The organism is Dickeya sp. MK7 (assembly GCF_000406305.1).
In the GTDB taxonomy this organism is placed as follows: Bacteria; Pseudomonadota; Gammaproteobacteria; order Enterobacterales; family Enterobacteriaceae; genus Dickeya; species Dickeya fangzhongdai.
The window spans coordinates 1,221,237-1,241,479 of sequence record NZ_CM001984.1 but is presented as its reverse complement, the minus strand read 5'-3'; the positions used below and the strand labels follow the sequence as shown (position 1 = coordinate 1,241,479).

At 55.4% G+C, this 20,243-nt stretch carries 15 protein-coding genes; 7 read left to right on the top strand and 8 right to left on the bottom strand.

Annotation, left to right across the window (positions count from 1 at the left end):
* Window positions 1–93: 93 nt before the first annotated feature.
* Both DXXMK7_RS05570 and DXXMK7_RS05565 read left to right on the top strand, forming a co-directional pair.
* On the top strand, window positions 94–1,008 hold the full coding sequence (locus DXXMK7_RS05570) for an SPFH domain-containing protein (RefSeq protein ID WP_038918222.1): 915 nt from the start codon (window positions 94–96) through the stop codon (window positions 1,006–1,008).
* Window positions 1,009–1,013: 5 nt separating this feature from the next.
* The gene (locus DXXMK7_RS05565) at window positions 1,014–1,463 is read left to right on the top strand and encodes an NfeD family protein (protein ID WP_188726094.1); all 450 of its coding nucleotides are present in this window, start codon (window positions 1,014–1,016) and stop codon (window positions 1,461–1,463) included.
* A 70-nt stretch (window positions 1,464–1,533) separates the two neighbouring features.
* On the opposite strand, the gene cueR is transcribed toward DXXMK7_RS05565, so the two are convergent.
* Entirely contained in the window at window positions 1,534–1,956 is a 423-nt protein-coding gene (gene cueR, locus DXXMK7_RS05560; protein ID WP_038918220.1) for a Cu(I)-responsive transcriptional regulator, read from the bottom strand.
* 123 nt (window positions 1,957–2,079) lie between these two features.
* Here cueR and copA point away from each other — a divergent pair, with 123 nt between their 5' ends.
* The 3 genes from copA (at window position 2,080) to ybaK (ending at window position 6,447) form a co-directional block, all read left to right on the top strand.
* Window positions 2,080–4,914 (top strand): copper-exporting P-type ATPase CopA, encoded by a 2,835-nt coding sequence (copA, locus tag DXXMK7_RS05555; protein WP_038918219.1) that lies wholly within the window; start codon window positions 2,080–2,082, stop codon window positions 4,912–4,914.
* Between the two features lie 223 nt (window positions 4,915–5,137).
* A complete protein-coding gene (locus DXXMK7_RS05550) occupies window positions 5,138–5,950 on the top strand; it encodes a TraB/GumN family protein (protein ID WP_038918218.1) in 813 nt (270 codons plus the stop codon).
* Between the two features lie 17 nt (window positions 5,951–5,967).
* A complete protein-coding gene (gene ybaK / locus DXXMK7_RS05545; RefSeq protein WP_038918217.1) occupies window positions 5,968–6,447 on the top strand; it encodes a Cys-tRNA(Pro)/Cys-tRNA(Cys) deacylase YbaK in 480 nt (159 codons plus the stop codon).
* A 104-nt stretch (window positions 6,448–6,551) separates the two neighbouring features.
* Here ybaK and DXXMK7_RS05540 read toward each other — a convergent pair whose 3' ends face one another.
* On the bottom strand, window positions 6,552–7,925 hold the full coding sequence (locus DXXMK7_RS05540) for a glycoside hydrolase family 28 protein (RefSeq protein WP_038918216.1): 1,374 nt from the start codon (window positions 7,923–7,925) through the stop codon (window positions 6,552–6,554).
* A gap of 295 nt (window positions 7,926–8,220) precedes the next feature.
* Entirely contained in the window at window positions 8,221–9,807 is a 1,587-nt protein-coding gene (locus DXXMK7_RS05535) for a methyl-accepting chemotaxis protein (protein ID WP_038918215.1), read from the bottom strand.
* A gap of 689 nt (window positions 9,808–10,496) precedes the next feature.
* Here DXXMK7_RS05535 and DXXMK7_RS05530 point away from each other — a divergent pair.
* Complete coding sequence (locus DXXMK7_RS05530) at window positions 10,497–10,868, top strand: hypothetical protein (RefSeq protein ID WP_049842513.1); 372 nt, start codon at window positions 10,497–10,499, stop codon at window positions 10,866–10,868.
* A 339-nt stretch (window positions 10,869–11,207) separates the two neighbouring features.
* Here the strand turns inward: DXXMK7_RS05530 and DXXMK7_RS21685 are convergent, their stop codons facing one another.
* A complete protein-coding gene (locus DXXMK7_RS21685) occupies window positions 11,208–11,606 on the bottom strand; it encodes a hypothetical protein (RefSeq protein WP_071605174.1) in 399 nt (132 codons plus the stop codon).
* A 527-nt stretch (window positions 11,607–12,133) separates the two neighbouring features.
* Window positions 12,134–13,786: a bifunctional UDP-sugar hydrolase/5'-nucleotidase UshA gene (ushA, locus tag DXXMK7_RS05525; protein WP_038918213.1), complete on the bottom strand. Its 1,653-nt coding sequence runs from the start codon at window positions 13,784–13,786 to the stop codon at window positions 12,134–12,136.
* Between the two features lie 489 nt (window positions 13,787–14,275).
* On the opposite strand from ushA, the gene ybaL reads away from it, so the two are divergent.
* On the top strand, window positions 14,276–15,961 hold the full coding sequence (ybaL, locus tag DXXMK7_RS05520; protein WP_038918212.1) for a YbaL family putative K(+) efflux transporter: 1,686 nt from the start codon (window positions 14,276–14,278) through the stop codon (window positions 15,959–15,961).
* Between the two features lie 64 nt (window positions 15,962–16,025).
* Here ybaL and hemH read toward each other — a convergent pair whose 3' ends face one another.
* From hemH to htpG, 3 genes are all read right to left on the bottom strand, one after another.
* On the bottom strand, window positions 16,026–16,988 hold the full coding sequence (hemH, locus tag DXXMK7_RS05515) for a ferrochelatase (RefSeq protein WP_038918211.1): 963 nt from the start codon (window positions 16,986–16,988) through the stop codon (window positions 16,026–16,028).
* A 207-nt stretch (window positions 16,989–17,195) separates the two neighbouring features.
* Window positions 17,196–17,840 carry an adenylate kinase gene (gene adk, locus DXXMK7_RS05510; RefSeq protein ID WP_038661156.1) on the bottom strand — a complete coding sequence of 215 codons (645 nt, stop codon included), beginning with the start codon at window positions 17,838–17,840 and terminating at the stop codon, window positions 17,196–17,198.
* A 282-nt stretch (window positions 17,841–18,122) separates the two neighbouring features.
* A complete protein-coding gene (gene htpG, locus DXXMK7_RS05505; protein ID WP_162942966.1) occupies window positions 18,123–20,006 on the bottom strand; it encodes a molecular chaperone HtpG in 1,884 nt (627 codons plus the stop codon).
* Window positions 20,007–20,243 lie beyond the last annotated feature (237 nt).

The following is a 20,243-nucleotide window of genomic DNA, read 5'->3' as shown; positions in this document are numbered from 1 at the left end:
GCATAATCCCTTGTTCGCCCGCAACTTTGCTACGCCGGTTACGTCATCCTGCGTTACACTCTCCACAGGAAAAAACCACGGAGAGCAACGCACATGCTGACATTTATCCCGGTTCTGATTGTCGTCGCGCTGGTCCTTGTCTGGTCCGGCATCAAAATCGTGCCTCAGGGTTACCAGTGGACGGTGGAACGTTTTGGCCGCTATACCCGCACTCTGATGCCCGGCCTGAATCTGGTGGTGCCGTTCATGGACCGCATTGGCCGTAAGATCAACATGATGGAACAAGTGCTGGAAATTCCCTCGCAGGAAATCATCTCCAAGGACAACGCCAACGTCACCATTGATGCGGTTTGCTTTATCCAGGTGGTGGACGCTCCACGCGCCGCCTATGAGGTTAGCAATCTCGAACTGGCCATCATCAACCTGACCATGACCAACATTCGTACCGTACTCGGTTCGATGGAACTGGACGAAATGTTGTCCCAACGCGACAGCATCAACACCCGGCTGCTGCATATCGTGGATGAAGCCACCAACCCGTGGGGCATCAAGGTCACCCGTATTGAAATCCGCGACGTGCGCCCCCCCGCCGAACTGATCGCCTCAATGAACGCCCAGATGAAAGCGGAACGTACCAAGCGCGCGGATATTCTGGAAGCGGAAGGAGTCAGGCAGGCGGCCATTCTGAAAGCCGAAGGGGAAAAACAGGCGCAGATTCTCAAGGCCGAAGGGGAACGGCAATCCGCCTTCCTTGAAGCCGAAGCCCGCGAACGCGCCGCCGAGGCCGAGGCCCGCGCCACCCAGATGGTGTCCGAAGCGATTGCCGCCGGCAACATTCAGGCTATCAACTACTTTGTGGCGCAGAAATACACCGACGCGCTGCAAACCATTGGCAGCGCCAACAACAGCAAAGTCATCATGATGCCGCTGGACGCCAGCAACCTGATGGGCACCATCGGCGGCATCAGCGAACTGATTAAAGAAAGCCAGGCGGACCGGAGAAAATAATCATGATGGCGCTGCTGGTGCTGGAAAATGCCCACTGGTTCTGGCTGTCGCTCGGTGGGCTGCTGCTGGCGGCTGAAATGCTGGGCGCCGGCGGTTATCTTTTGTGGAGCGGCATCGCCGCGCTGCTTACCGGGATTCTCGCCTGGTTGCTGCCGCTGGACTGGACATGGCAATGCATCGCCTTCGCCGTGCTGACGGTGGCGGCGGCGCTGCTGTGGTGGCAATGGCTACGTCGGCGCATCGAAAAGCAACCGCCTCCGGTGCTCAACCAACGCGGCCAACAACTGATTGGCCTGCATACTACGCTGACCGAACCGCTGGTTAACGGCTTCGGTCGGGTAAGCATCGGCGACAGCAGTTGGCGGGTACAGGCGGAACAGGATTTGCCCGTCGGTACCGTGGTGGAGATTATCGCCGTGGAAGGCATTACGCTGCGAGTGCGGCCGCATACCTGATACGTCGCAAAGCGCATTCCGTCGAGACGGCGACGTTGCCGCTATCCGATGACATAACCGCTAATAACGACTAATGCTTGCCATGCTCTCCTGACGATGCATGGCAGCAGCCCGCCAGTTGAGTAATGATCGGGCATTCGGCGCTGCTGTCGCCGGGGCAGGACTCCGCCAGCGTCAGCAAACGCAGACGCATCGCCTTGAGTTCTTCGATCTGCTGTTCAATATCGTCCACTTTCTGCAATGTGCGCGCCTTAACGTCGGCGCTGTGCCGCAGCGGGTCATTGAACAACGTCACCAGTTCGCGGCACTCCTCCAGCGTGAACCCCACCTGACGCGCCTGACGCAACAAGGTCAGCTCCTCAATATGGTGGAGATCATAACTGCGGTAACCATTTTCACATCGCAGTGGCGCCGTCATCAGCCCCTTTTCTTCATAGAAACGGATGGTCTTGCTGGTCAGCCCGGTTTTTTTCGCCACATCGCTGATATTCATGATTCCCCCTTGACCCTTCCCTTACTGGAAGGTTTACGCTTCAGGTAGTGCTTAGAACTAATCAAAATCACGCTTGCGGTCAATGCCTTTGACGTTCGGCTGTGATCACTGAGGAATATTATTATGTCGCAAACCATACTGCTTTCATTGCAGGGATTATCCTGCGAACACTGTGTCGGAAGAGTAAAAAAAGCCCTGGAATCCCGCCCGGACGTGGAACAGGCCGATGTATCGCTAAAATACGCCAACGTCACTGGTGAAGCCGATAGCCAGTCGCTGGTAGCGACAATCGAAGCCGCGGGTTACGAAGCCAGCCCGGCGACCACGCCAACTGTCACCTTGCAGCTCTCCGGTCTCAACTGTCAGCATTGCGTCGCGTCAACCCGCAAAGCGCTGGAAGCGGTGCCGGGCGTAGCGGCGACGGACGTTACCCTGCAACAGGCGGCGGTTTATGGCGATGCCGAACCGCAGGCGCTGGTACAGGCGATAGAACAAGCCGGTTTTCATGCAACGCTGGCGCAGGAGAAACCCCTCCCAAAATCTGAGCCGCTGACACCCCACGCCTCCTCGCCGGACAGGCTGTCAGCGGCTTTCGACTCGGTTCCGGCAAACACCGTTCGTGATGACAACGTCGCCCATGATGGCAACCGTGTTCATAACGACGACGATATTCATGACAACAACAGTATTCATGACAACAACAGTATTCATGATAACGACAGCGTCCAGTTGCTGTTGAGCGGCATGAGCTGCGCCAGTTGCGTCAGCCGGGTACAGCAGGCGCTGCAAAGCGTCCCCGGCGTCACGCAGGCGCGCGTCAATCTGGCTGAGCGCAGCGCGCTGGTCAGCGGCAACACGCCGCATCAGGCGCTGATCGATGCCGTACAGAATGCGGGCTACGGCGCGGAAATCATTCTTGATGAAGCCGAGCGGCGCGCCCGGCAGGAGCAAACGTCTCGTCAGGCCATCCGGCGTTTTCGCTGGCAGGCTGCACTGGGGCTGGCGCTCGGTATCCCGCTGATGGTCTGGGGCATGATCGGCGATAACATGATGCTTACCGACGACAACCGCTCCGGGTGGCTGCTGGTCGGCGGGCTGACGCTGGCGGTCATGATCGTCGCCGGTGGGCATTTCTATCGCAATGCCTGGCGTAGCCTGATGAACGGCAGCGCGACTATGGATACGCTGGTGGCGCTCGGCACCGGCGCAGCCTGGCTTTACTCCATTACCGTCAACCTGTGGCCGACGTGGTTCCCGATGGAAGCGCGTCATCTTTATTACGAAGCCAGCGCCATGATTATCGGCCTGATCAATCTCGGCCACGCGCTGGAACAACGCGCCCGTCAGCGCTCTTCTCAGGCGCTGGAGCGTTTGCTGGATTTGACGCCGCCGACTGCGCGGCTGGTAACACCGCAAGGCGACCGCGTCATCCCACTGGCAGAGGTACAAACCGGTATGACGCTGCGCCTGACCACCGGCGACCGTATTCCGGTAGACGGCCTGCTGGAACACGGGGAACTGTGGATTGACGAAGCCATGCTCACCGGCGAGCCGATCCCGCAACAGAAAGCGGCCGGCGACAAGGTGCACGCCGGAACTCAGGTGCAGGACGGCAGCGCCACGTTGCGTGCAGGCGCGATCGGCAACCAGACCACGCTGGCGCGCATCATTCATCTGGTGCGTCAGGCGCAGAGCAGCAAACCGGCGATAGGCCAGTTGGCCGACCGGATTTCCGCCGTCTTTGTACCGGTCGTGGTGGCGATAGCGCTGCTGAGCGGCGCCATCTGGTACGTTGTCGGCCCGGCGCCCCATATCGTGTACACGCTGGTGATTGTCACCACGGTGCTGATCATCGCCTGCCCTTGTGCGCTGGGGCTGGCGACGCCGATGTCGATTATCTCCGGCGTCGGACGAGCCGCGGAACTGGGCGTACTGGTGCGGGACGCCGATGCGCTGCAGCAGGCCAGCCAGCTTGACGTGCTGGTGTTCGACAAAACCGGCACGCTGACGGAAGGCAAACCGCGCGTGGTGGCGATCCATACCTTTGGCGATATCAGCGAATCGCAGGCGCTGCGCTGGGCTGCGTCGCTGGAACAGGGAGCCAGTCACCCGCTGGCGCAGGCGATTGTTCTGCGGGCTGATGGCGTAGAACGGGGCGACGTCACGCAATTCCGCACTCTGCCCGGCCTGGGCGTCAGCGGTCAGGTCGACGGCGTGCCGCTGTTGCTCGGCAATCCGGCCTTGCTGGCGCAGAGCCAGATTCCGCTGGCTAACGGCGAGAACTCGCCGCGCGACTGGCTGGAGAAACAGTCGGCGCTCGGCATGACGCCGGTACTGTTGGTGGCGAACGGTCAGGTGGCGGCGCTGTTTTCAGTGCAGGACACTCTGCGTCAGGACAGCGTCAGCGCATTACAACGGCTGCATCGCCAGGGCTACCAGTTGGTAATGCTGACCGGCGATAATCCGGCGACGGCTCAGGCCATCGCCCTCGAAGCCGGCATCGACCAGGTCATCGCCGGGGTACTGCCGGACGGCAAAGCGGACGCCATTCGCCATCTGCAATCGCTGGGAAAACGGGTTGCCATGATTGGCGATGGCATCAACGACGCGCCGGCGCTGGCGCAGGCCGACGTGGGGATCGCCATGGGCGGCGGCAGCGATATCGCGGTGGAAACCGCCGCCATGACGCTGATGCGCCACAGTTTGCACGGCGTCGCCGATGCGCTGGCGCTTTCCCGGGCCACGTTGGGCAACATGAAGCAGAACCTGTTGGGGGCCTTTGTCTACAACACGCTCGGCATTCCGATTGCCGCCGGCGTGCTCTACCCGTTGACCGGAACCCTGCTAAGCCCGGTGGTGGCGGGAGCGGCCATGGCGCTCTCATCCATTACCGTGGTGAGCAACGCCAACCGGCTGCTGCGTTTCACCCCCGCCGACGCACCAGCCAGACGCGACTGAGTCGAGCTGTCGACCACGGCGCGCTGTTCTCTCCCGAACATCGCGCCGCTTTCCACCATATGCGTCCCGTAGCGCGCAGCGAACGCATGCCGAATTAGCGATACAACTTGCCGGCTGAACCGTTTAGCATAGAGACCTGACGACGCGAAAGCGCACGTCCTGCAACAGCGCGACGCCTGATTGCAGGATAACGTTCTGAGTCGCCACTACCGGAGACGTCGATATGAAACGGCTGATACGCCAGATTGCAACGTTCCTCGGCCTTCTCTCGCCCGCGGGTTACCGTTACCCGGCGTTGGACGTCGAGATCGTCAACCAACGCCAGTTCCATTTGGTGGGCAGTATTCACATGGGCACAGTGGATATGTTTCCTCTGCCGTCTGAATTGCTGGCACGGCTGGAGCAGGCGACGGCGCTGATCGTAGAGGCCGACATTTCCGGCAGCGATTCGCCGTTTGATCCGGTGGGCACCGAACCGCCGCTGGCGGAGCGCCTGGATAGCGCCACGCTGCAGCGTTTGCAACGGTTATGCCGTGAATTGTCGTTCAACTACGACAGCCTCGACCGGGTACCGGCCTGGCAGGCGGCGCTGATGTTACAGGCGCGTCAGGCCATGATGCTGGGCCTGCGTCCGGATTACGGTATTGATTACCAGTTGATTAACGCCGCCCGGGACAAAGGGGTGAAGATCATCGAGCTGGAAGGCCAGCAGGCGCAGATCGACATGCTGCTGCAACTGCCGCAGGGCGGCCTGCCGTTGCTGGAAGACACCCTGACCCACTGGCATACCAATGCGCGTCTGTTACAAACGATGGTCAGTTGGTGGCTCAGCCATAAACCGACCTGGGCGGATAACGTGCCGCCCACTTTCAGCAACGAAATCACGGAAATGCTGATGAATCACCGGAATCAGCGCTGGCAACAGCAACTGGCCGCGCTGCCGCAGGGGAATTATGTGGTGTCTGTCGGCGCACTGCATTTATACGGTGAAAACAACCTGCCCGACTTGTTACAAGCCTATACGGCTACCTTTTGAAGCAAGGACAGTACATTATGACGCCCGCAGTAAAACTGCTTGAGAAGCAAAAAGTCGCTTTTACGCTTCACAGCTACCATCACGACGCTGATGAAACCAACTTCGGCGAAGAAGCCGCCCGCAAACTGGGGCTGGATAAACAACAGGTTTACAAAACCCTGCTGGTGTCGCTCAACGGCGATGCCAAACAGCTGGCGGTAGCGGTCACCCCGGTCGCCAGTCAGTTGGATCTGAAAAAAGTGGCCAAGGCGCTGGCCGCCAAAAAAGCCGATATGGCGGATCCGCAAATCGCCCAGCGAGTAACGGGCTATCTGGTGGGCGGCATCAGCCCGCTGGGGCAGAAGAAACTGCTGCCCACCGTGATCGACGACGGGGCGCAGCAATTCGATACTATTTTTATCTCCGGCGGCAAGCGGGGATTGGACCTCGAACTGGCGGCCGCCGACCTGGCCCGGTTGCTAAAAGCGCAGTTTGCCGATATCGCCAAGCGTGATTGACCGTAAAAATGAAGACGGCGGCAGAGGGTTCCACGGCCAGTGTTGCCCTCTGCCGCCGCTTCATAACCGTCCTTCCCTGGGGAGTGCGATCGCTTCCCGGCGCGTTACCGGGTGACGTTCGCCCCTTTATCCAGCAGCAGCGCATCCCCTTGTTTTACGTTCAGGGTCAACCCTTTGGTGGCCAGTTCCGCGTTGCGCACCCGCAGCCCTTTTTCAGCGTCAATCCGCACCTGTTCAAAATGGAAACCGCTCAACGGCGCTTCCGGTACGCCGATAATGTACCCGGCGGCCTTGCTACGGCCGGTTGATTCCAGATCGACGATAGTGACCTGGCTGAAATGCGGCGTTTTCACCTTGTCGAACGGCTGGGCCGGCTCGGTATCCGGCGGATAAATCTGTTCGCCCAGCGTAAACCCGCCCGCCTGCAGCAATTTATCCACCTCGGCCTGTACGATAGGCGCCGCCTGATAGTAACCGGAGAACACCAGCGGTACTTCGACATCCATCATCCGGGTATGACGGTAGGTGACGTTCTTCACCTCACCGCCTTTGCCGCGCAGCGACTTGATGCGAATGCCGTACATCGAACCTTCAAAGCGGTTATTTTCCACCAGCACATTGTTGACGCCGCCGGAGGTTTCGCTACCGATAGAAATGCCGCGTCCCTGCTTTAACACGTTGTTGGCAATATAAATATTGTCTACCACGCCATTCGGGAAACGGCTGTCCGGTTTTTCCGCCTTGATGGCGATATGGTCATCGTTACAGTCGATGACGTTGTTGGTGATGCGGATATTCTGGCTATCGATCGGGTCGATGGCGTCCGTGTTGGGCGCATGCCAGGGCGCAATAATGTTGGTGCCGTTCACCGTGACATCATGGGCATAGCGCATCACCACATGGAAGCTGGGAGAGTTGGTCAGGGTCACGCCGTCAATCAGTACCTGACTGGAACGGGTCACGTAAATCAGTCGTGGACGGTCGGTGCCGCCTTTCTTGCCGGTGGCGCGAATCGCCGCGCGCCAGCGTTCCCACCACACCGCACCTTGTCCATCAATGGTGCCTTCGCCGGTAATGGCGACGTTCTGCGCATCGGCAATACTGATAAACGGCAGCCAGCCATTTTCCGCTTCGGCGTAGCGGGTGCTATCGGTGGCGCGGTAGGCATTTTCTCCGGTCGATGCCACCAGCGTGGCGTTCTTTTCCAGATGCAGGCGGACATTGCTTTTCAGGAACAGCGGCTCCACCAGATAGTTGCCCGCCGGCACCAGCACGGTGCCGCCGCCGGCGGCGGCGCATTCATCAATCGCCTTCTGAAAAGATTCCGTATTCAGCGCAATCTGCAAGCGATGCCCCTCGGCACCATAGCGGGTCACGTTACAGACCCGGTCCGGAAACGCTACCTTTTCAGCCGCCTGAGCCGCCACGCTTGCCAGTGCGCAGGACGCCAGCAGCGAAAACGCCACACCTTTATGCATAATCACCCCATAAGTAAAACAACGTTTCATTTATAGGAAATGTATCATCGTTAGCTTCCCAAAACGGTTGTGGCGATCACGATTTGGTTTGCGAAACAAGGTTTTGGGGATCTGCCCAGTTTTATTGGCAAATAATCGGGGAATTGAACAACAGAGTAAAAGCGGCGCTGAATCAGATTGAGAACGTCACGTATGGGGCTCTTTGTATTATTGAGCGCGGCATCAGGAAATGGCGGCCTCTGAGCTATCCAGAACACCGCACCCCATCCGCCGCCTGTTTTATTAAATTTACCCGCTACCCCGTATGACCAATCCTCAAGGTGTCGCGGCTATGGTCAGAGCCGTCAGTATTAAAATAAGCGACAGACTCTTTCAACCGCTGCGTCTGTAGTTCCAGTTCATTTGCCGCGGCTACCGCCTGTTTAACCAGGGCTGTATTCTGCTGGGTGATCGAATCAATCTGAACAATCGACTCATTGATATAGCTAATGCCTTTTCCTTGCTCGCTCGTCGCCGTAGAGATTTCCACCATGATATCAGCGACATGCTGCACGGCACTGACCACCTCTTTGATGCTGCCGTCAGCCACTTTGATTTTCGCCGAGCCGCTACTGACGCGGGAAACCGATTCTTCTATCAGGCTTTTTATCTCTCTGGCCGCCTCTGCACTACGCAGGGCAAGGCTGCGCACCTCGCCAGCCACGACGGCGAAACCGCGCCCCTGTTCACCGGCACGCGCGGCTTCCACCGCCGCGTTCAGGGCAAGAATATTGGTTTGAAAGGCAATATTATTCACCACCTCGGTGATGTTGGCGATTTTGTCGGAGCTTTCAGAAATACCATTCATCGTGTCGTTAACTTCCTGCATCACCGCACCTCCCCGGGAGGCTATCTCAAGTGCGGAATGCGCCAGCTGACGGGCCTGCTCGGTATTGTCAGCATTCTGTTTAACGGTGGAGGTAATTTCCTCCATGCTCGCCGATGTTTTCTCCAGAGAAGTAGCCTGCCGTTCCGTGTGTGACGACAACTCCACGTTACCGGCAATAATTTCACCGGTACTGGCATTGATAGCCTCTGCTCCGGAACGGATATCTTCGATAACGTTGATTAGCTGTTCCCGCATCAAGCCCATCTCATGCAGCAGGCTGATTTTGTCGCCAGGTAATGTAGTGACCGGATAAGATAAATTACCTGCTGCAATGCGTGCGGCCACTTCTGCGGCGTAAGTGGGTTCGCCGCCAAGAATGCGCAAGATGCTACGGTTTATATAGTAAGCAAAAAATAAAAGCACAGCGCTGATTAATACAAAGACAATCACATTCTGATATAAAGAATAAATAAACGCCTCATCAATATCATCGACATAAAGACCGGTGGTAATTATCCAGTCCCAGGGGGCGTAGGGTGAATTATAGGCCACTTTAGGTTGTGCAACGGTGGAGCCGGGGCGAGGAAAAGCGTAAGCAGTATAAGCAGACTGGTTGTCTCTTGTTACCGTAACCATCTCTCTGAAAAGGTAGACGCCATTCGCGTCTTTAAAATCTTCGCCCTGCCCAATGAGTTTTTCATTTATTGGGTGCATTAAGACCCGGGCCTGGGAATTGAGTATTGTGAAATATCCTGAATCACCATAGCGCAGGTCTTTTATGGCTTTCATTGCGCGCTGCTGTGCTTCACTCTGAGTAATCAATCCATTGCTGGCTTGTTCGGCATTGGTTTTTACTACCCCCAACGCCAGTTGCGTAACATGCATTAGCTCACTTTTTCTTAGCGATAACTGATCCTGTTTGATTTTTACCGAACCATAAAGTAGCGTTCCTGCCAGACACAGCAAACTAATAATAAGCGGAAACCAAAGCCTCCTGGCGAGGGATATCTTCATCGGTTGATCACCTTTCATGAGATTATGTTATCAATTTTTTATGCCATACCCACCGCTTATGACACTATTTCGAATAAAATCAGCAATGCATTACTTTTTAAATAGCAGAAAATACAAATCTTCCTTATATGCTTTTTAAGCATAAAAAAGATTATCCATTAATAAATCTGGTTTACTCTCTACCCATGTAAACCAAGTCCGGCATAGTACAGTGAAGAAAAGACGCATCCTCCTTAGAGCCTATCCCAATAGGTGTCATTGACGCAGCCAGTTTGGACTCGGACAGCGCGAAGACAATATGCAACGCATATTGAACGGACAACGTCATTGTCCGGCCCAACGGGCGAGCGCAGCGAGTAAACCGGAGTACGTGAGGATTTCGCGCACTGCTCAGGTCCAAAATGGCAAGTAAAATAGCCCTATTGGGATAGGCTATTAGCCATCATGCGCCAACAATATCACAGGGTTAAAGCCGTACTCTCACAGAATGTTATAAAACTGATGCCGACGTCACTGATTTGTAAAAAAACAGGTCAATGCGCTGTGCGCCGTCAATATCAGCAGGTCTTTTCTTCGTTAATAGCGAAAATCTATCGGCTGATTTAAGCATATTTATGAATATTGTTTTTTGGATAAAACCATTCAAAAAGTAGGATTATTTGATTCTCATTACCTCCCGGAAAATAGACATGTCCAAACTTGAGATTCAGGCAACCAGCGCTTCATTTACGCCAGCTCGCGTTCTCCGGACCGAGTCAGAAAACGACGCCTTCGGAATTGAGCTTAAAAAAGCACAGGCAGAGGAACACATCCCTTCCAGGGGTGAAACTAAGCTCAGGGCACAATCACAGCCGTCCGCTGCGGCACAGGAACTCATGGAGTGGCTTGCGATGTCCCCGGAAGAAAGGTTGTTTTTTTCCGTACTGTCCTCAATGGGAATATCCAAAGAACAGTATGAAGCTATGCCTCCGGAGCAACAGATGGAGCTAGACCGCAAGGTACAGGAGCGCATAAAAGAAATGGCAAAAGAAGGCTGTTCTCCATCAGCGCTCCAGGCATGATTTCCTGGCCCATCCTGAAGCGGCGGTATCCACTCTCAATAGCAGAATGGAAACCCGTGATGATGCGCTTCATGCACAGGGCCTGACGCACAATTTGAAAACCAATGCCTCGCGAAGAGCGGTGTTCATGCCTGCGGGTAAGATAGCAACGTGGCGACACCCCGTGTTCGATGGCGGAAACGGCGATATAGCGCCCACACCAGAAAATACCAATAGAGCGCTATTTGCAGACTAATATAACTCGTCATCTACCGGTATATCGGTGTGCCGAGTAGGAAAACGATAAGTCCGAGTCGATAATTAAAACTAAAGCTATTAATTAAATTACCTGGGAGCGAATTAGTTTGCTTTTTGTATCAGCAACGTCGCCTGACCAATATTATCATTACAATTATCGTCGCTGATATAGGCTATAAACGGTGAGCCAGATGAATCCACAACAATCGGATTGCTGGTAACAGAGACGCCCCAACGAGCGTTTTTAAATCCACCTTGCACCATGACTGCATCAATAATACAGCTATTACCAGAAGAGCGATTACAATTCATACTATTAGACACAAGAGATAAAACATATCTCCCTGGCTCTAAAGAAAACTTAGCTGACGTACCTGCCAGGGTATCAAGAGCAGGCGCTGTCAGACAATTCCGTTGAGGATCAATAGTTATGCTTGTCGCCGCTTCACTGACAAAAGGAAGACATGCCAGCATGAATATGCCAATAGAGGTATTGCGCATGATTAAATCTCCTGAAAATTTTTGATAAATTAATGCAATTCCATTTCATTGAAAAAAACAATTTACTTTATAAAAACTCACCCATAACGGTGGTATTTCATACTAATCCATGCAATCAAAAAATGTCAATATTCAGCATCTTGCTTAACCACATTAAAAAACAGGCCGACAGATTCCAATTATTTAAACCGGCACCGGAAGATTACTCTAAATTAAGTACCCTTAGCCCATGTTGTCTTTTATCAAACAATATTCCCTTCGGAATTCAGCTACAAAATAGTTATTATTCACGAATCACAACACCATCGGATAATATCGTCAATTAATAATTACCACGCAATGTTTCTGGATGACCATTATTCTTTACGAAACGCCGTCTGATAAAGTGGCTGTAATATCGTTGATGTTCTATTACGTGAACAAGAGTGAAGTATTCATGTACAAGGCTATATCGCAAAAGTTTTTTAGCCGAGAAAAAAGCGGTTCCCACTCTCAAAAAACAGAGCAGAAACCGCCATATGCATCAATTATTTATAAACAATCTCGCCTTTCGGCTCGTAATCTGCCGCCTGCAATGGAGAGTGTTTTTCGACGTACTGACGCAACACTTCCGCGTCCACAAAGCCGGTATTGACGTAGCTCGGCAGGTCGCTCAGTTTCGGGTAACCGTCACCGCCGGTGGCGTTAAAGCTCAGGGTGGAAATGCGGTAGATCTTGTCCGCCTGCAGCGGTTCGCCCTTGATCTTCACGTTCTTCACGCCGGTGCCGTCCGCTTCCAGGCTGACATTCAGGAACTGAGCATACGCGCCGGAATCCACCTTCTTATTGGCGACCACCGCCAGGTATTTTTCCACCTCGCTGCCTTTCAGGTCGGCATATACCAGCGTGTTGCCGAACGGTTGTACCTTGAGCAGGGTCTTGTAGGTGATGTCGCCGGATTCAATCGAATCCCGCACGCCGCCGCCGCTCATGACCCCGAAATCCGCTTTGGCCCGCTCCAGTTGGGCAGACAACAGCACCCGCGACAGGTTGGTTTGCACGAAACGAACCTTGTTGCGGTCGCCTTCCAGTCGACCATTCACGCTGCCCACTTTCACATCCAGCTGCGCTTTGCCCTTCTCCTGGAACGGCGTCAGCAGTTTCATCATGTCCGGGTTCTGGCTGATTTCCTGGGTGTAGTACACGCGCTCGCTGCTGCCGTCGGCCTTCTCGACTTTCTTCTTCAGGTTGACTGGAATCAACTGGTAGTGAGCCAGCTTCAGCTCGCCGTTGCGGAAAGTAAAATCGGCGCGGCCCACGTACTTGCCCCACTCATGCGCCTGCACAATCCAGGTGCCGTTCTGGCGATCCGGCGCGCAGGGGGTGCCGGGCACATAATCCACCTGTTTTTTATTCTCGCTGGCCATGCACACCGGGTCCTGCGAATGGCCGCCGACGATCATGTCGAGATATCCCGCAGGCAGGCTGCGCGCCATTTCTACATCGCCCGGCGCGTTAGAGCCGTGATCGCCGTTATCGTAGTGCCCCATGTGGGTAGCGGCGATGATGACATCCGGCTTCTCTTTTTTGCGCAGTTGTTCCACGACCTTTTTCGCTTCATCGGCCGGTTTGCGAAACTCGATGTCGTGGAAATACTCCGGATTGCCGATTTTGGCGGTGTCGTCAGTCGTCAGGCCGATAACGGCAATCTTGATTCCCTGACGGTCAAACAGCGAGTAAGGCTTGAACAACCGCTTTTTGGTGCTTTTCTGGTAGATGTTGGCGGAAAGCAGCGGGAAATGCGCCCATTTTTCCTGCTGGCGCAATACCGTGAGCGGGTTGTCGAATTCATGGTTACCGATAGCCATCGCGTCATAACCCACCAGGTTCATGCCGCGGAAGTCCGGCTCGGCGTCCTGCAGGTCGGATTCCGGCACCCCGGTGTTGATATCGCCGCCCGACAGCAGCAGTACGCTGCCCCCTTTGCCCGCCACTTCCTGACGAATCTGGTCCACCAGCGTTTTCTGCGCCGCCAGACCGTATTCGCCGTAGTCGTTATGCCAGAAATGACCGTGGTGGTCATTGGTGTGCAAAATCGTGATGTTGTAGGTTTTATCTTTTTCCCATGCCAGTGCATAAGGCGACGACAGCGCCAGCGTTACCGCCATCAGGCATCCCAGATTTTTGACAGAAAAATGCATAACCGCTCCCCGTAATAAAAATTCCTTATAGAATTGTTACATTAAACCTGTTGTGACGCGCACAAATTAACACAAATCAGCGCAGGATGGTTGACGTTATGATGAACCTGAGATGCCTCGCGTTATCGCAGAACAGCCATACTATTATTCTGATAATCCGTAACTTGAATCATGGCAGAAATACCGGTGGATGCGGCCGGCGGGATTTCTCCGCAAACAGAGATTGAATTAGCCCTATATATCAACGATAAAAGCAATAATTTAACTGAAAATATGTGTTACACTATTTAAATAGATGAAAAACACCATTTTATGTCTCACTCTGCCCGTCTTCCTGACGGTTTTCCCCCTCTGACGTTGAATAGTGCCATCGGTATACGGATAGGGAACGGTTTGGGCCGGCAGGGTACATAAGCATTCAGGAGCCGCAACCTACTGACGGCTCAGGAATATCCGCTCATTCTCGTTACGCATGGCAAAGGAGTCGGAATGCATGATAATACCACCCCCTTAATCTCCACGATGGCCGTCGGTCTGGTGCTGGCTTTTCTGCTCGGCATCCTGGCCAACCGACTGCGTATTTCCCCGCTGGTCGGGTATCTGGTCGCCGGCGTGTTGGTCGGTCCTTTTACGCCGGGTTTTGTCGCCGATACCCAACTGGCGCCGGAAATTGCCGAACTGGGCGTGATTTTGCTGATGTTCGGCGTTGGGCTGCATTTTTCGCTACGGGATTTGATGGCGGTAAAGTCGATCGCCATTCCCGGCGCGGTGGCGCAAATCATGATGGCGACCCTGCTCGGCGCTGGATTGTCGGCGCTGCTGGGATGGAGCCTGCCGGAGGGGTTGGTATTTGGTTTGTGTCTGTCCACCGCCAGTACCGTGGTGCTGCTGCGCGCGCTGGAAGAACGCCAGTTGATCGACAGTCAACGCGGGCAAATTGCCATTGGCTGGTTGATTGTCGAAGATCTGGCGATGGTGCTGACGCTGGTGCTGCTGCCGGCCTTCGCCGACATGCTGAAAACCGATACCACCAATACCAGTAAGCTGCTGCAGGACCTGGCGATTACGCTGGGCAAAGTAGTGGCGTTCATTACGCTGATGGTGGTGGTGGGCCGACGCGTGGTGCCGTGGGTGCTGGCGAAAAGCGCCAGTACCGGTTCACGCGAGCTGTTTACGCTGTCGGTGCTGGCAATGGCGCTCGGCATCGCGTTCGGCGCGGTCAAACTGTTTGACGTCTCGTTTGCGCTGGGGGCGTTTTTCGCCGGCATGGTGCTGAACGAGTCGGAGCTAAGCCAGCGCGCCGCGCACGACACCCTGCCGCTGCGCGATGCATTCGCGGTGCTGTTCTTCGTTTCCGTCGGCATGCTGTTCGACCCGATGATCCTGGTGAGCGAACCGCTGGCGGTGCTGAGCACACTGCTGATTATCGTGGTTGGCAAGTCGATGGCCGCCTTTGTGCTGGTGCACATGTTCGGGCATTCCAAACGCACGGCGCTGACTATTTCCGTCAGTCTGGCGCAGATTGGCGAGTTCGCCTTTATTCTGGCCGGTCTTGGCATTTCGCTTGGCATGTTGTCGGAAAACGGCCGCAATCTGGTGCTGGCCGGCGCAATTTTGTCGATCATGCTCAACCCGCTGCTGTTCGCCCTGCTGGAACGCTATCTGGCCAAGCACGAAACCATTGAAGAGCAGATCGTCGAAGAAGCAATCGAAGAGGAAAAACAGATCCCGGTTGACCTGTGCAATCATGCGTTGCTGGTGGGTTATGGGCGTGTAGGCAGTCTGATCGGCGCCCGGTTGTATCAGGCTGGCGTACCGATGGTGGTGATTGAAACCTCGCGTGCGCGCGTCGATGCGCTGCGGGAACAAGGCATCAAAACGGTGCTGGGCAACGCCACGCGGCCCGATATCATGGACATCGCCCGTCTTGACTGCGCCAGTTGGCTGTTGCTGACCATCCCCAACGGCTACGAAGCCGGGGAAATTGTGGCGGCGGCGAGAGCGCGTCGCCCGGACCTGAAAATCATCGCCCGGGCTCACTATGACGATGAAGTCGCTTACATCACCGATCACGGCGCCGATCACGTGGTCATGGGCGAACGGGAAATCGCCGAAACCATGATCACCATGCTGAACGTCGACGAGATCGTCGCCGCCAAAGCGTGCCCGCTCTAAACCGTCCCCCGTCAGGCGCCGTTGGCGCCTGACGTCACGTCGCGTACCGCCATCGATGAGCGCCTTACGCCGGCGCGTTCACCAACTGCGCCAGCAACGCAATGTGCTGCGGGTCGTCGTTCAGCGCCGGGATATAATGGAAAGACTCCCCGCCGGCATGCAGGAAAATCTCCCGATTCTGTTCTTTGATCTCTTCCAGCGTTTCCAGGCAGTCGGCGGCAAAACCGGGGCAGATGACCTGAACCCGCTTCACCCCCTGCTTCGGCAGCGCCTGCATGGTTTCATCGGTGTAGGGCGTCAGCCAGACTTCACGGCCGAAACGAGACTGGAAGGTCATCATCACCTGTTCCGCCGGCAAGCCGAGCGCGTCAGTCAACGCCTGAGCCGTCGCGGCGCAGCGTTCAGGATAATCATCGCCTTCATCAGCATAGCGCTGCGGAATGCCGTGGAATGAAATAACCAGCTTATCCGGCACGCCATGCTCCGCAAATGACTGTTCGACGCGGTGCTTCAGCGCCGCGATATACGCCGGATGATCGGCATAATCACGGATAAAACGAATGCCCGGCACCTGACGCCGGGTACTCAGCAACTTCGCCAGACCATCCCACACGGCGGCGGTGGTGGAGCAGGAATACTGCGGGTACATCGGCAACACCGTCACTTCGGTGACGCCCTGCGCCAGCAGCGCATCCAGCGCGGACTGCAAACTCGGCGAACCATAGCTCATGCCCAACTCCACCGGCATATCCGGCAAACTCGCCGCCAGCGCCTGCTGCTGCCGGCGGCTGTAAACCAGCAGCGGCGATCCCGCCTCCATCCACACCGACTGGTAGAGCTTCGCCACCCGCGGTGAACGGGTCGGCAGAATAATGCCGCGCAGGATGGCGCACCACAGCAGCCGGTTCAGATCCACGACGCGTTTATCACTCAGGAATTCGGCCAGATAACGTTTTACCGCCTGCGGCGTCGGTGCATCCGGCGTGCCCAGATTCACCATCAACACACCGCGTTTTTCTTTTTTCATCAACGTTTTCCTCTGCTGCCGCTTCGGCATCATCGTTTGGACGGGAACGGAGTGTCATTGTAGCGGAAACGCCGCTGTGAAAAACCGGCTGGCAGCGTGGTTAACGCCGATACCAGCAATTGTCGGGAGCAATATAAAGAGAAGAAAACAGCGGGAGAATGCGGGAAGAAGCGCCATCAGCCATGATGGCGCATCCGAAAGACGGAATCAGCCGAGGATACGGGCCAGCTCTGCGCTGACTTCGCTGACCTGGCGGGTGCCGTCAATCTTGTGGTAACGGGTGTGGTTAGCCGCGGCTTCCTGCTGATAGTAATTCACCAGCGGCGCGGTCTGCTGATGGTATTCCACCAGACGTTTGCGTACGGTGTCTTCCTGATCATCTTTACGGATGGTCAGCTCTTCACCCGTTACGTCATCTTTGCCTTCCACTTTAGGCGGATTGAACTTCACGTGATACACACGACCGGAAGCCGCATGCACGCGACGGCCGATAATGCGCTCGACGATCAGCTCGTCAGGCACGTCGAACTCAATCACATGATCGACATTAATGCCGGCTTCTTTCATCGCGTCAGCCTGAGGAATGGTACGCGGGAAACCATCCAGCAGGAAACCATTGCGGCAGTCATCTTGTGCGATGCGCTCTTTGACCAGGGCAATCACCAGTTCGTCTGTCACCAGTTTACCCGCATCCATGATTTCTTTTGCCTGCTTGCCCAGTTCACTACCGGCCTTTACCGCCGCACGCAGCATATCGCCGGTGGAAATTTGCGGAATGCCATACTTCTCCATAATGAACTGAGCCTGAGTACCTTTGCCTGCGCCCGGAGCGCCCAGCAGAATAATACGCATTGCGTAATTCCCCTTGCTATGTAGTTTTTTTAAAAAAAATTTGAAAAACGCTAAACCATACCATTCCGGAAGAGCTTCCTCAAGGAACGGGCTCGGTTCAGCGGGCGCGGTACTACTGAAATCTGTGATGGCGTATGACTTTTCAGCCGACTCTGAGAGTGTAGACGACGAATTGGCAACCTGGGAGTTACCAACCGTTAACATTAGGGCAAATATATGCAGAAGCGGTATAAAAAACGCCCCGGCAAGCCGGAGCGTTCAGTCTCATCATGATAAGCAGAATCAGGCAGTCAGCAGTTGGTTCATTCGACGGATAAACTGGTTAGGATCTTCCAGCGTACCGCGCTCGGCAAACAGCGCCTGATCCAACAGCAGCTCTACCCACTCGCCGAACTGCGCGTCATCCTGCGTATCGGCGGCGCGTTTTACCAGCGCATGTTCCGGGTTCAGTTCGAAAATGTACTTCACTTCCGGCGCCTGCTGGCCCGCAGCGGCAAACAACTTCGCCATCTGGGTGCTCATATCGTTGGCGTCAGTGGTGACAATCGCCGGCGTGTCGGTCAGGCGGTGCGTCAGGCGCACCTCTTTCACGCGCTCGCCCAGCAGCGTCTTGACGCGATCGACAAACGGCTCCAGCGCCTTCTCCGCTTCTTTCTGCGACTCGTCAGCCTCATCCGCCAGTTTGTCCAGCGACTCGTCGGCCTTGCTGACCGACTGGAAGGACTTACCGTCGAACTCGGTCAGGTAGCTCATCATCCATTCGTCGATGCGATCGGAGAGCAGCAGCACTTCGATGCCTTTCTTGCGGAACAGCTCCAGATGCGGGCTGCTCTTGGCGGCGGCGTAGCTGTCGGCGGTGATGTAATAGATCTTGTCCTGACCTTCCACCATGCGGCCGATGTAGTCATCCAGCGACACGCTCTGCTCATCGCTGTCGTTATGGGTGGTGGCGAAACGCAGCAATTTGGCGATGGTTTCACGGTTGCCGCTATCTTCCGCCGGCCCTTCCTTCAGCACCAGGCCGAACTGGCGCCAGAAAGTCTGGTATTTTTCGCTATCGTCTTTAGCCAGTTTTTCCAGCATCTGCAGCACGCGTTTGGTCAACGCGGTACGCAGGCTCTGCGTGACACGGTTGTCCTGCAGAATTTCACGGGAGACGTTGAGCGGCAGGTCGTTGGAGTCGATCAGACCGCGGACAAAACGCAGGTAGGTCGGCATGAACTGTTCGGCATCGTCCATAATGAACACGCGCTGCACGTACAGTTTCAGACCATGTTTGTGATCGCGGTTCCACATGTCCCACGGCGCCTGGGAAGGAATGTACAGCAGGCTGGTGTATTCCTGCTTCCCTTCCACCCGGTTGTGGCTCCAGCTCAGTGGGTCGGTAAAGTCATGGGCGATGTGCTTGTAAAACTCGTGGTACTCGTCGTCGCTGATCTCAGACTTGCTGCGGGTCCACAGCGCCTGGGCTTTGTTGATCTTCTCCCAGGTGACGGTCTCTTCCCCGCCCTCTTCCTCGCTTTCAGTACGGGATTCGATTTCCACCGGCAACGCGATGTGATCGGAATACTTGCTGATCACCGAGCGCACGCGCCAGTTGTCGAGGAACTCATCCTCACCTTCGCGCAGGTGCAGGGTGATTTCGGTGCCGCGTTCCGCTCTGGCGATATCGGCGATGGTGTATTCGCCTTCACCGGCGGATTCCCAGAACACGCCCTGATCGGCGCTGGCGCCCGCCACACGGGTTTTCACCGTCACCTTATCGGCAACGATAAACGCGGAATAGAAACCGACCCCGAACTGGCCGATCAACTGGCTGTCTTTCGCCTGATCGGAACCGAGAGACTCCAGAAATGCCTTGGTGCCGGATTTGGCAATGGTACCCAGGTTGTCAATCACGTCATCGCGGCTCATGCCGATGCCGTTATCGCTAATGGTCAGGGTCCGCTGTTCTTTATTGATCGATACCCGAACGCGCAACTCGCCGTCGCCTTCATACAGATCCGGCGTCGACAGCGCGCGAAAGCGCAATTTATCCGCCGCATCGGATGCGTTGGAGATCAATTCGCGCAGGAACACTTCTTTATTGGAATACAGCGAATGGATCATCAGGTGCAGCAGTTGCTTCACTTCGGACTGGAAGCCGCGGGTCTCTTGGCCTTTCATACTCATTATTACTTCCCTCAATACGTATTTATTCAGGCTGATTCAACGGAGGATAAGCAACAGATGGGGATAACCCGATAGGGTTTCAAGGGGGGAACTGTAATTGACCACACCGGCTATTTGTCTACAGCGACAATTTGTCTACACCGACACGTTGACCGCACCAACAATTTGACGACATAAGCAATTTGCCGACATAAACAATTTGGCGACATAAACAATGTCAGCGAGATGTCG